Origin of the sequence: Scopulibacillus daqui (assembly GCF_016908855.1) — a bacterium.
GTDB lineage: Bacteria > Bacillota > Bacilli > Bacillales > Sporolactobacillaceae > Scopulibacillus_A > Scopulibacillus_A daqui.
Genome location: NZ_JAFBER010000003.1, coordinates 37,423 through 49,613, shown reverse-complemented (window position 1 = coordinate 49,613; position 12,191 = coordinate 37,423). Strand labels below are relative to the sequence as shown.

Annotated in this window: 11 protein-coding genes and 1 pseudogene; 2 read left to right on the top strand and 10 right to left on the bottom strand. The window is 38.0% G+C overall.

The annotated features are described in order from the left end of the window. Nucleotides 1-50: 50 nt before the first annotated feature. The 4 genes from JOD45_RS03590 to cas3 are packed head-to-tail and all read right to left on the bottom strand — an operon-like array spanning nt 51 to nt 5,754. Nucleotides 51-755, bottom strand: coding sequence for a type I-A CRISPR-associated protein Cas5 (locus tag JOD45_RS03590; protein ID WP_205002501.1), 705 nt, complete (start codon nt 753-755; stop codon nt 51-53). 8 nt (nt 756-763) lie between these two features. Continuing rightward, entirely contained in the window at nt 764-1,699 is a 936-nt protein-coding gene (locus JOD45_RS03585) for a DevR family CRISPR-associated autoregulator (protein WP_205002500.1), read from the bottom strand. Continuing rightward, complete coding sequence (locus tag JOD45_RS03580) at nt 1,696-3,390, bottom strand: hypothetical protein (protein ID WP_205002499.1); 1,695 nt, start codon at nt 3,388-3,390, stop codon at nt 1,696-1,698. The genes JOD45_RS03585 and JOD45_RS03580 overlap by 4 nt, the downstream gene beginning before the upstream one ends. Before the next feature lie 6 nt (nt 3,391-3,396). After that, nucleotides 3,397-5,754, bottom strand: a complete 2,358-nt coding sequence (gene cas3, locus JOD45_RS03575; protein ID WP_205002498.1) for a CRISPR-associated helicase Cas3' — start codon at nt 5,752-5,754, stop codon at nt 3,397-3,399. An 863-nt stretch (nt 5,755-6,617) separates the two neighbouring features. Between cas3 and JOD45_RS03570 the strand changes: the two genes are divergently transcribed. Continuing rightward, complete coding sequence (locus JOD45_RS03570) at nt 6,618-7,547, top strand: VanW family protein (protein ID WP_205002497.1); 930 nt, start codon at nt 6,618-6,620, stop codon at nt 7,545-7,547. 115 nt (nt 7,548-7,662) lie between these two features. Here the strand turns inward: JOD45_RS03570 and JOD45_RS03565 are convergent, their stop codons facing one another. The 4 genes and pseudogenes from JOD45_RS03565 to JOD45_RS03555 all read right to left on the bottom strand — a co-directional run. After that, complete coding sequence (locus JOD45_RS03565; RefSeq protein WP_205002496.1) at nt 7,663-7,944, bottom strand: antibiotic biosynthesis monooxygenase family protein; 282 nt, start codon at nt 7,942-7,944, stop codon at nt 7,663-7,665. A gap of 109 nt (nt 7,945-8,053) precedes the next feature. After that, nucleotides 8,054-8,545 carry a class I SAM-dependent methyltransferase gene (locus JOD45_RS03560; protein ID WP_338056021.1) on the bottom strand — a complete coding sequence of 164 codons (492 nt, stop codon included), beginning with the start codon at nt 8,543-8,545 and terminating at the stop codon, nt 8,054-8,056. Next, nucleotides 8,539-8,793, bottom strand: coding sequence for a hypothetical protein (locus JOD45_RS16480; RefSeq protein ID WP_239549056.1), 255 nt, complete (start codon nt 8,791-8,793; stop codon nt 8,539-8,541). Before JOD45_RS16480 ends, JOD45_RS03560 begins: the two co-directional genes overlap by 7 nt. Before the next feature lie 25 nt (nt 8,794-8,818). Next, nucleotides 8,819-8,983: pseudogene (locus tag JOD45_RS03555) on the bottom strand (SAM-dependent methyltransferase); the annotation flags it as partial. A gap of 521 nt (nt 8,984-9,504) precedes the next feature. Between JOD45_RS03555 and lepB the strand changes: the two are divergent. After that, complete coding sequence (lepB, locus tag JOD45_RS03550) at nt 9,505-10,077, top strand: signal peptidase I (protein ID WP_205002494.1); 573 nt, start codon at nt 9,505-9,507, stop codon at nt 10,075-10,077. A gap of 86 nt (nt 10,078-10,163) precedes the next feature. On the opposite strand, the gene JOD45_RS03545 is transcribed toward lepB, so the two are convergent. After that, complete coding sequence (locus JOD45_RS03545) at nt 10,164-11,174, bottom strand: FecCD family ABC transporter permease (protein WP_205002493.1); 1,011 nt, start codon at nt 11,172-11,174, stop codon at nt 10,164-10,166. Then, complete coding sequence (locus tag JOD45_RS03540) at nt 11,171-12,181, bottom strand: FecCD family ABC transporter permease (protein WP_205002492.1); 1,011 nt, start codon at nt 12,179-12,181, stop codon at nt 11,171-11,173. The genes JOD45_RS03545 and JOD45_RS03540 overlap by 4 nt, the downstream gene beginning before the upstream one ends. Nucleotides 12,182-12,191: the final 10 nt, after the last annotated feature.

Here is a 12,191-nt window from a genome sequence, read left to right as displayed (position 1 = left end):
ATAAAAAATCTAGAGGCTTCACTATCATCTATAATGAAGCCTTATAACATTCAATCTATTCGTTCATAACAGGAGTAGCTCCTACTTGACCTTTTTAATTTGTAGGGTATGCCAACCGGTACAAACAAACGGTCTTTTCCAATTGTTGCTCTTTTCTGATCAAAACTATTAATAGAAGAAAAGATTGCTTTTTCTCCCATATCATCAAGATACTGAACCGTTAAAGATGATGGCATTTGAATCATTTCATCCTTTAATAAAAAGGTAAAAGCCCTATCGATCTCATTCATTTTCGTGAATGAGATAAATTGGACAAAGGAGCTTCTCTTACCTAATTGATTAATATGAACCATTAATTTTTCAAGTGTTTGTACTTGTTCATCCATCAGTAAAGAATCTTTAATAGCGACTAATAACTCACCATCGTATATGATATATTCCCTTAACGAAACGGTTGGAGAAAGCCATTGATCTGGATTGTCTTTTAAAACTTCTTTTCGCGATTCACGGAGAATTTTCACAAACGAATTTTGAACGATTGCTTTTTTAGGAGGTTTAAACCTTATATCCAACCTTTTAATCCATTCAAATTCTTTTTCTCCATCTTTCCCCATTTGAAAGGCTGCGTTAATTAAAGCCATCTTAAACGAATACATTGTAGGCAATAGATTTGTTCGACCACCAGAACTTGTTGCTAAAGAACTTTTTAATGAAAAAGGTGCGGTAAACTTATAACGACCAACTAACCAACCCATTCTACCACCTACATCAATTCTTGGATTAAATCCATAATCCGCTTTGAAAACTCAACTTGATTATCAAATCGTTTGGCATCGACTTGTCCGTTATAGCTACGATTTAACTGTTGTATAATTCCTTCCATTTCTTCTCTGTATTTTTCATTTAGAGCACTGACCGACGGAGCAGGAACACTTGAATGAGAATAGCTTATTACTCCTTCGAAATTTAATATATGCGGATTTTGTGTATTACGATGTGCTCCCAATGGTTTAATAAACGTAAATAAAACACTTTCTAATAGCGCTTGTGTCCGTTTAATTCTTTCTTCCGACGACAGAATATATTCCCGAGTAATATCATTAAAACCGATTCGGCTTAATTCTAAATTCACTACAATGGCATATTTCCCTGAACTTGCCGGACGGTAAAAAATATTTTGCCCTAAGTTTGCCCCCGATTCATCACCCGATCCCTTCTCACGTGACTGATCAAACTTTACATGGAAATAGGATTCTGTACGTGTAAATTCCGGCAGCCCGACTAGCCACCCAAATTCGACAACAGATTTTCGTGATACTGACCTACCATCTCTTGTAATCATTACTCCTTCTAAATCATCAATCACACAATGCGGCAAAAGCTGATCGATAATAAGATCTCCTTTTTTCTCATCTTTCAGCCGTTCAAAAAACGCCCCGTCTCGATTAATCCTGTTTGCATCAAATACTTTACAACCATCGCAAAGCGAAAAATCTTTTTCTAAGGAAATGTTAATTAAATGTTCTGCTTGAATATGCTTTAACATATCCCCGCTGATGGCATTAACAACCTGAAGTTCACCCTCTCCATCAACAACATGAACCATGCGCGTCTGTAATTGATTCCCCTCGCCGCCTTCATTGTTTAATGCATGCATGTCCATTGTTAGTAAACCAGAAATTGTTACATTTTTAATCAACGTTCATTTCCTCCTTTTTCTTTTTTCTTTCCGTCATAACACGAAGCTGCCGCTATTAAAAGAAGAGCAATAGTTTCTGATTTTTCCGGGTAGTTTTTAAATAGTTGAACAAGTTGTTCGAAGGCTTCATAAGAAATTAATCTTCTTCCTTTGTATTCAGCGCCTTTTTGTTCCATTTTCCTCACTGTTTCCATGTTATATTCGCTAATAAATTTACTTATTGGATTAATCACTTGATCTTTAAACTTTGCTTCTCGTTTAATTTCTTGGAACAGTCCATAGTGAATTTCAAATTGTTGCTGATTTCTCGATTTGCGATATTGTTCATTGACCGTTGCTTCACGCATGGCTTTAGCAATTTCCTTAAAACCTTCGTTTGCCATTACTTCACCGTATATAGAACCCACCCTTTTACACATCCTTTCGAAAATTGATAATGAGTGTTGAACCACGAATTTCCCAGCATCTTTTCGCCTCATATATAATGTTCCATATGATGATAAATAGGACAGAAAATTTCTCCATCCTCCACCAGACAAAAAGTTGCGATAATCTAAAAGAAGCTCCATTTCTTCACTTTTTCTCTCGTCCAATGAGCGAATCACATTCTCATGATCTTCAATCACATCTATCCATAAATCAGCATCGCTTTCGTCAACAATCGGGAACCATTTTGGAAACGATATGAAAGAATTATTGATTAATGCGCGGCCAGAGCCTAGACTTTTAAAGTAGGCTGTTGAAAGTCCAGAAATGATATCGCTTGGTAAGTATGAAAAAAAAGAATCATCATTGAAAAGCCGTTTAAATGCCTCAGAATTTTCAACCAAAAACTTTGTTAATCCGAGGGAAACAATAATATCATTTTTACTGGATGTAAATGTTCTAAGAGAAAGAAACTTCTGTCTTAAATCCTTAATCGTCCGTATATTGGCCTTTTGAGGAACGATCGCGGCAAATTTCAAATCTTTTTCTATTTTATAAGCATTTAAGATAATCTTTGATCCAATAAATCTTAACCATTCTTCAAACCAGTCAACAAACTTGTTTGAAATGGTAGCAACAGAAATAGAGTTTGCTTTGGCCTTATTAACTCCTTTCCCAACAACAGGATTATAAGCTTGAACTGCGGACACAGAAACTTTAAATGGTTCTTTCTTAATCTCTTTTTGTTCGAGTTTGGAGTACATTTCTAGACGTAGTTGAATCGTCTTTTGTAGATCTTCTTTCTTTGCTTTTTCAATTGCCTTGTAAAACTTATTACTTGTATCTAAAGCTTGCAACATTCTTAAACTCTGCATTAATAAATAATCGTCACTTACACTGTCCGCTTGAATCTCTTCATCACTAATAAGCGCTGCTACTTTATTCCGCGACTTCTTCTTTTGCTCTTTTTCTACTTGATAAAGTTCCTTTTCTTTATAGTATGGATACGCCTCCGGCGGTGCCTTCGGATCTTTTTCATTGAATTGAACATAATCAAAACAGGGATATTGAACAAGCTTATTTACATCGACCTTAATAAGGTCTATTTCTTCTTCCGTTGTACACGTAAAATAAGCTCCGTGATCCTCAATAATAACATCATCAACATGAGAAACGGTTGAAATCATTTCCGCTAACCCAACCGCAGCTAACGCATCTCCATAGCTGCCATGTTTTTTCAAAAAATAAAAGATATTTCCCGGCATTACAAATCACCTCCTTTCGTTTTTTAATTTTTGCGACAGTTGATCCGCGATCCGCAATCTTCTAACAATAAACCAATAAATCATCCAACCAAGTTTCTCATCGGGACAAATCTTAATTTTACTTACCCCTACTTTCTTTGCCGGGCCAAGTGATAAGTTAAGATCAATACTTTTCATATTAAACTCTTTTAAACTTTTCTCTACTACTTTTTCCGCATCACTAACAAGACGATAACATTGAGTCTTTTTCACATAAGCGTTATGATGTTTTCTAATCGCTTCCACAACGGCCCTAAAGATTTGAGAATGATATTTTTCCGGCAGCCTAAATTTATTCCTCATAAATTGTTCAATTAACGGCGCAGCTATATAAGCTCCTTCGGGCGCATGTGACTGCTGTTTTTTATATTTTTTTATCTGTTCACGATGATAGCTGCTTTCCGGATTGTAATCCGTATGGGCTAAATATTCATTTGCTTCTTCACCAATCACTTCTTTTTGCCACGTTAAATAAAAATAAGCAATATCTTCTCTTAGTTTTCCCACATCATGAAGAGCACCCACAAGACTAGCAAATTCATTTATAGTTTCACTATCAGTTTGAAGTTCTTGAGCTAGTTTTTTTGTAAAAACTTGATAAGATTGATCTTGACTGCGAATTAAGCTTCTTACACTTTCCGCATGAAAGACGTAGCTCTCTTTCGTGTAAGAATACGGTTCCTTTTTGGCACTTGATTGCGCTGAATATGGCGAAGAAAATTCCCCAGACTCCCCTATAACCAAACCAATTTCCTTAGAATAAGTAACGATTCGCGAGGATAGGGATAGAAATAAGTGTTCACCGATTTCATCTATTTGATGAATCGGCCTCCATTCCGGTTGCTCCCTGTACTTGGTTTCCTCTGAAAAATATGGATAATATACCGTTTCTGATAGAGGAGCATCTTTTAACCTTGCTTTTAAAATTGAAATGGGAATTGAAAACTGTTGCGGTTTTTGGAAAATATCTATCTCCCAAGGTTTTTCATGAATAATAATTTGAACATTATTCACTTCTCGAACTAATTTTCTGATGTTCGACACATGTCCATCCGAAAGAGATTTTTCAACTTCTTTTTTTCTTTTATCAATTGGGAATCTTATACTGCGATCCACTTCTTCATGTATCTCTTGAACCATTTTTGCTTCTTCGATTGCCGTTGTTCTTATAGGTGTATTTTTAATCAAATATTCCCTTGTTTTATCGACAATATCTTTTGTATAAGGATACGTAGTTTTTCCTTCTAATTCGTGCACAAAAACTTTACCTTCTACTTCGCCGAACCGGGCACATCTTCCTATTCTTTGAATAAGAGCATTAGCAGGACAAAGCTCTGTTATTAAAACGGAAGCAGAAATATCTAGTCCTACTTCAACTACTTGATTTGCAATAACAATCATTTGTTTCTTTGAACCCTTTTTTGAATCCTTTTCTGAACCCTTTTCTAAACCCTCTTTAAAAATATCTCTAATACGATCCTCTTTCTCGTACCTGTCTTCTTTAAGAAAACGGGCATGAAGACAAATAAGTTCAATTTCGCCATTTTCTAAAAGTTCCTTAAGATGTTTATACAGTTGCTGTGCTCGATGAACGGTATTTACAACAACTAATGTTCGATCTTTATGTGATTGCTTGATGGATTCCGGGGTAATTGGCGAGTTTACCCACGTCACATTTCTTTTTTTATTTTTCTGTAATGAAACAATTTCCTTTGGTGAAACTTCATAATCTTGCGCATTAATCTTTGAAGCAATTTCTTTAATATAGGATGTTGAAGCTGTAGCAGTCATCATACAAACCTTTGTAAATGAAGATAGCCTGCGCGCTAAGTCAATAAATGTCGTAAGCGCTTTACCATTTTCTAATAAATGAAATTCATCGACAACAATATAAGAACCGAGCAAAGCGCCTGGTGGAATGTTGCTCAGAGGACGTGTAGTACCGTAGGAAAGGCCAATATATGCCGCAAGAAGCTGATCAATCGTTGTAACAATAATATCACCTTCAAAGTATGGATCTTTATTTTCCCCTCCCATTTGAACAGTAACTTTATACTCTAATTTTGCTTCTGTTAACTTTGGTCTAATCGTATTGGCGACCGCCGTCACTAGTGTGCGCTGGGGTAAAACATAAAACATACGATCGGCGAATTCCAAACGGTTTTGTTTCGCATAAATAAATGGAATGACACTCATCCATGTTTTCCCTGCACCAGTCGGAGCTGTTATAACAAGATTACTCTCCCCATGAACTAATTTTTCAAATACGTCTCTTTGAAATTTATACGGAGTATCTCCTGTTATGTTTTCGAATAGCTTGTCCATACGGTAACGTCCCCCTATATGATTTGCAAATATCCCCTATAACGGGTCAAATAAAAGCACACATTCAAATATCAAATTAATTCATTTCAATCCTTTATTTAAGTCTGTTAATCAACCGATTCCACCAATAAACCTCTAAACAGAATATCCTCTAAATAATAATCTTATAAATAGTTTTATTTGAAGCTGAACAATTGACAAAAATTAAATATAGTTAAATCACTTTTTATATGGTAATAATAAATGCGTTATCCAAAGCAATTTTGTATAATATTATAAAAATTTATACAGTAAATTGGTAATATATTACACTTATAATTTACACACCAAACCATTTGGTATTGAATATATGAGACATAACTGCAACCTTATTTTTTATTTTACATAATTTTTCATACATCAAATAAATATGTTTGACAAAGTATACAAAAAGGACTTCACATCCATTTCATCTAATATATAACAACCTCTTCAGTAAGAAGTTAACACATTTACAATATTCGGTCAATAGAAAATATTAAATAACAAATGTATTCAGGTGAAATATCAAAATATTCGTTACAAACCACCTTCTGTATAGATAAATCCTTCAATTATCAATCTTACCGTATATTCATTATCTTCATCTAAATATTAATCATATTCCTTACTTGTTTAGTTTCTAATTTACAGCCAATGAATATGATTAGGCAGAAATTCCATTTTTTATTAGATTTTTTTGATTACTCCATCTATCAGCTAGCGTATCCCTATAGATATCCTTATTTTTAATCACCTCTAATTAATTATAACTAGAATTCCATTTTACCTATTTACATGAAAAAACCCCCGCCTGCAAATACTAAAGTTGGGAGGTACCGCAAATGAAATTGATTTGGCTGATCGGATTTTTACTATTTTCTCAGCATGTTAATCTTCCTGATAACTTATCCATAACCCGCCAAGGCAAGACGATTGCCAACATTAACCGTTCAGATTTTACAATTCCTTATCTTGGTTCGCCGCTGATTGATGTCAATAAATACAATCAATTGATTGATAAAATTGACCGGCAAATTTACCAGGCGCCTGTAAACGCTTGGTTTAATGACCAAGGAAAAATCGTTCCGGAAAAATCAGGATACAGATTGAATCATGAAGCGTTCAAAAAGCGTCTCTACACCCATTTATTAAACCATGGCCCTTCCTCTATAGAAGCGCCAACCGATATCATATATCCAAAAATCGACAGCGAACTCCTTTCACACATTCAGGAAAAGCAGATCGGCCAATATGTGACTTATTTTAATCCTAATAACAAAAACCGGTCTCACAACATTTCTTTGGCTGCCAATGCCATTAACAATTATGTTGTTCTGCCTAACGCCATCTTTTCTTTTAATAAAGTTGTCGGGATAAGGACCATCATGAAGGGTTATAAGCGAGCGCCTGTTATTGTAAAAGGAGAACTGTCTGAAGATGTTGGCGGGGGGATTTGCCAAGTGTCATCAACCCTCTTTAATGCTGTTGACCGCGCGGGGCTGCAAATCGTTCAGCGCTATTCCCACAGCAAGCGGGTACCGTACGTTCCGCCGGGCCGCGACGCGACAGTAAGCTGGTACGGCCCTGATTTCCGTTTCAAAAATAAATATAGCCAGCCTATATTAATAAAGGCCAAAGCACATCGAGGCAGTATGATCGTCACCATATACTCCTCCGAAATGACAAAGACTGTTCCGCGAAAAATCCCCAGCGTTTCCAACCGGCTGCCAAGAGAGGTTCACATTGGGCAAAATACGCCTCATGCCCGATAACAAGCCGAATGTTTTTAAGAAACATGACAAAGTGTTTGCAATGAAAAAGAACCAAGATGACATTTTAAACAAATGCGATCTTGATTCTTTTTTTATTTAGATAAAGTTTTTAGCATCAAAATTCCTTCGCTTCATAATACTCCACTTGTGCCTGGTTTTTGTTTCCGCTGCTTTCGTGATGATGCTTTTGAAAGTCCTCACTATTGATATAATTGTCAAAAGCTTCTTTTGTTTCCCAATAGGAAACTGCTTTGACTTGACCCTCTTGTTTCCATAATTCAAAGCGAATGAAGCCATCAATCTTATGCAAATCAGAAACGCTTTTCTTAAAATTTTCTTCCATTCTTGAAACCATGTCTTGATGAGGGACTGGAATGGTATTGACTGATACAAACATATGGATTCCTCCTGTTATTTTTGAAATAGCATCTTTTTTAAATAAAGGTTTAAACGCCCCGTCATAAGACAAGAGGGCATTTCAGCTTTATTCATTTTGCAATGATTATTTATTTAACTGCCCTTGTTGCAATGAATGCGGACATATATTGTGACAAAGTGTCCGAGTCTTTATCTTCGTATAAGTCAATTAATTTAAAACCCGCTTTCAATTGACCGCCGATTTGTGTTTCAAATGAATGACTGAATTGCAGTCCTTCGTTTTTTATCACGTCTTCCCGTTCTTCCTCGTTCAAGTCAATCAGCGGATCATACGGCAATTTATTTACAACTTTTAAATCTTCATCAAATAAATAAACATCAGGATTGGTAAAACCCGCAAGCAAATGCCCGCCTTTTTTCAAAATGCGATAACATTCTTTCCAAAGCGGCATAATATCTTGAATATAAGTATTGGAAACAGGATGAAAAATCATATCAAAGATCTCATCGTCAAACGGCAGCCTCTCCGACATGTCCGCTTTTACAAGATTAATCTGATAGCCTTCTCGTTCTGCAACTGTTCTCTCCGCATTTAATTGGGCAACAGAATAATCTAAAATTGTGACATCCGCTCCATTAGCGGCAAAAATCGGCCCTTGTTGTCCGCCGCCGATGCCAAACCTAATATTTTCTTATTTTTGATATCCGCTAACCACTCTTCCGGTACTTGAATCTGCGGTGTCAGATAAACTTTAATTGAACCATTTAAAGCCTCCAGATACTGTTCATGGGTAATCGGGACCGTCCATATCCACTTTTCCTTCGACCATTGATCCCACTTTTTCGCATTTATGTCTGTATATTTCATCCTTCTTCCCCTAACTTAACATTTTTTATATTGCTTTTGCTTTTACAATAAACCGGTGCTGTTTGACATCAAAATAGCCATTTGACTGTATTAACTGGTGAATGCGATACAATTTGGGCAAGTATTTTTTGATATGAAAATCTGGAACCTGCCAAGAAACAGCCTTTAAATAATAGACTAATGCTCCTACATATTGGCCTCCCGATTCGCAGTTTAATATTTCAACAACAACCGCTATAATGGAGGTCCTCTTGTATAACAGCAAAATTGTTATGTCTCATGACTCAGAAAATACATGATTAGCCTCCTATTCATCCATGTTTATTCTCAAAAACATAGTCGTTGATTTTAAGTGCCTGAATGACAAATGGCACACCCTTGCCGAACATGAATGCCTTCAAAAAAATTCTATTTAAAATATTTCTATAACCTTATGATAAACTCCTTTTCGCTAGTCTTAGATAAGGGATCATTCTTATGATATGGCCCCAGTATACATAGATAACGGTTATTTGGTAAAATTTATACATACATAACAGCGATGAACCATAACATTCGTTTAAAAAAATCAGCTGCAAACACTGACATTAAAACTTTTCAGACTACATCGGCCAACTGATATCGTTTGGAACATCTGCACATTTGAAATAGGAGTGCCGTTTCTCATACAAGGAAATCTAAGCTTAATCTCTTATGGAGGGAGGCAATATCATGAATAACAGAAAGAAAATACCCCAGTGGTTAAAGGTACTTGGGGTTACAGTGATAGCCGCGATTATGATCAGGACCTTTCTGTTTTCCAGTTATGTCGTTGAAGGGAAATCGATGATGCCCAATTTACAGGACGGCAATCGGCTGATCGTGAATAAAATCGACTATAACATCAGCAAGCCGCACCGTTTCGATGTTGTAATCTTCCACGCTGATAAAACTAAAGATTATGTTAAACGAGTCATTGGTTTGCCGGGGGACAAAATTGCTTACAAAAATGATGTCCTATATATCAATGGAAAGCCGGTTAATGAACCTTATTTAAAGCCTTACAAAGATAAGCTCATCACCGGCCAATTAACGGAAGACTTTACTTTAAAAGAATACACCGGCCATTCAACTGTACCTAAGGGAAAGCTTTGGGTAATGGGTGATAACCGCCAAAAAAGTGTTGACAGCCGCCAATTCGGTTTTGTTGATATGGATAAAGTTGTCGGCAAGGTAAACATACGCTTTTGGCCATTATCCAAATTTGATCTTATTCATTCACAAGGAAAAAATGTAAAAAAATAAAACAAAAGCGGACTGATTAGGCAGCAAAAAAGGGAGGTTCCTTCAACCTAAACTATGACATGAAGGAACACTCCCTTTTAGAGCATCTATACTTTTTTCCTTAATAAATACAGAAAATACGGCGCGCCGATAAGCGCAGTGACAATCCCTGCAGGAATACCGTCGGGCTCCGCCAAGTTGCGCCCGATCGTGTCAGCCATCATTAACAGCCAACCGCCTATTAACGCAGCGATCGGTATCAACAGCTGATGACGCGGTCCAATGAGCGCCCGAGCCATATGCGGTGCCATTAATCCAATAAAGGCAATGCCTCCTGTGACTGAAACGGCTGCAGAAGCAAGGGCTGTTGCTGCGATTAGCAGCGTTAACCGTTCTCTCCCCATAGAGACGCCAAGCCCCGCCGAGACTGTATCGTCTAGACTTAATAAGTTCAGGCGCCGGGCTTTAAATAAAGTATACGGGATAAGAATGACAAGCCACGGAACTAAAGCAATAATAAACGGCCAGTCTGTACCCCAGATATTTCCCGACATCCACCGCGCGATAAAATCAACTTTCTGGCGATCTCCTGATGAAACCAGAACAACCATCATCCCCGATAGCGCCATGGAAAAACCAATGCCGGTTAAAATAATCCTTATCGGTTGAAGACCGCTGCCCCGTCTGATAGAAAATACGTAAATTAAGCCTGCTGTCAGAAAAGCCCCAGCGAAAGCAACTACCGGCAGCAAATATACAAAAGAACCGGTCTCAATTGGAAAAAAGAGAAAAAAGACAGCGATCGCAACGCCGGCTCCTGAATGAATGCCAATGATGCCGGGATCTGCGAGGTCATTTCGCGTCATCCCCTGTAATATGGCACCGGAGACAGCCAGCGCTATCCCTGCCAATATCGTTATCACTAAACGAGGAAGCCGGATGGAAAACAATATAAAGTTTTCTTTAAATGTTCCCTGTCCTAAAATAACCGAAAACAATCTCTTGTAAGATAAAGGGGCAGATCCGAGCCCCATTCCGATTAAAGCGGTCAGCAAAATCAAAGCTGCCAAGACCAAAAGAACCAGTTGCTGCTTTTTGATTAATCTTGTTGGAATCATGAGAAGGTCCGCCCCCCTTTATGAACGACAAATAAGAAAAACGGCAGACCCAGTATTGAAATGATCGCGGCCAGCGGTGTTTCATAAGGCGCATTCATCGTCCGGCTCAACGTATCTGCCAGAAGCATAAAAACAGCCCCTGCAACTGCTGACATCGGCAAAATAAACCTGTAATCTGTCCCGACCATAAATCGTACAATATGCGGAATCATTAACCCGAGAAAAGCCAGATTACCGGCTAGCGCAACCGCAGAACCCGCGAGCAGTATAATCACGAGAAATAAAATAATTTTAACTTGACTGCTTTTTTGCCCTAACCCGACAGCGAGTTCCTGATTCAAATTTAGAATGGTCAGCTGACGAGCCATGATAAAGGACATGACAATCCCGATGATGATAAAGGGAATAACAGCCTTAAGCTGAATCCATGCCGTTCCCATTAAACCGCCGGCCGTCCACATAGAAACATCCTTAGAAATTCTAAAATACAGCCCAATGCCTTCCGCTGCAGCATTCAAAAAAGCGGTAACCGCGGCGCCGGCCAAGACAATGCGGAAAGGCGAAAAGCCGCCTTTCCTAACCGTTCCAACTATACCGAGAACAATCAATGTCCCAGCCGCCGCGCCTATAATACAAGCGATCGTCATTGCAAAATAATGAGCATGAGGAAGGAAAGCCAGGGTGACTGCCAGTGCGGCATTCGCTCCTGCAGTCACGCCAAGCAGCCCAGGATCAGCCAATGGATTTCGCGTGATGCCTTGCATGATTGCCCCGGAAACCGCAAGAGCTGCACCGACAAAGACAGCAGCTATTTCCCGCGGCATACGAATTTCCCGGATTAATGTTGCGGCTTCTGAGTCAACCCTAGAGGTCAGTGCAAGCCAAACATCATGCGCCGCTGCATCTCCCGCTCCGAAAATCATCGTCGCGAAAAAAGAGATAAACAGAACAAGAACGGCAGCTATTATCTTATAAATAAACGGCATTTTTATTCTAAATGTCCTCATATTCTCTCAT

What these genes read in the sequence shown, in the direction of transcription:
- JOD45_RS03590 (WP_205002501.1), bottom strand. Translation starts at nt 755, where the DNA reads ATGGGTTGGTTAGTTGGTCGTTATAAGTTTACCGCACCTTTTTCATTA.
- JOD45_RS03580 (WP_205002499.1), bottom strand. Translation starts at nt 3,390, where the DNA reads ATGCCGGGAAATATCTTTTATTTTTTGAAAAAACATGGCAGCTATGGA.
- cas3 (WP_205002498.1), bottom strand. Translation starts at nt 5,754, where the DNA reads ATGGACAAGCTATTCGAAAACATAACAGGAGATACTCCGTATAAATTT.
- JOD45_RS03570 (WP_205002497.1), top strand. Translation starts at nt 6,618, where the DNA reads ATGAAATTGATTTGGCTGATCGGATTTTTACTATTTTCTCAGCATGTT.
- JOD45_RS03565 (WP_205002496.1), bottom strand. Translation starts at nt 7,944, where the DNA reads ATGTTTGTATCAGTCAATACCATTCCAGTCCCTCATCAAGACATGGTT.
- JOD45_RS16480 (WP_239549056.1), bottom strand. Translation starts at nt 8,793, where the DNA reads ATGAAATATACAGACATAAATGCGAAAAAGTGGGATCAATGGTCGAAG.
- lepB (WP_205002494.1), top strand. Translation starts at nt 9,505, where the DNA reads ATGAATAACAGAAAGAAAATACCCCAGTGGTTAAAGGTACTTGGGGTT.
- JOD45_RS03545 (WP_205002493.1), bottom strand. Translation starts at nt 11,174, where the DNA reads ATGATTCCAACAAGATTAATCAAAAAGCAGCAACTGGTTCTTTTGGTC.
- JOD45_RS03540 (WP_205002492.1), bottom strand. Translation starts at nt 12,181, where the DNA reads ATGAGGACATTTAGAATAAAAATGCCGTTTATTTATAAGATAATAGCT.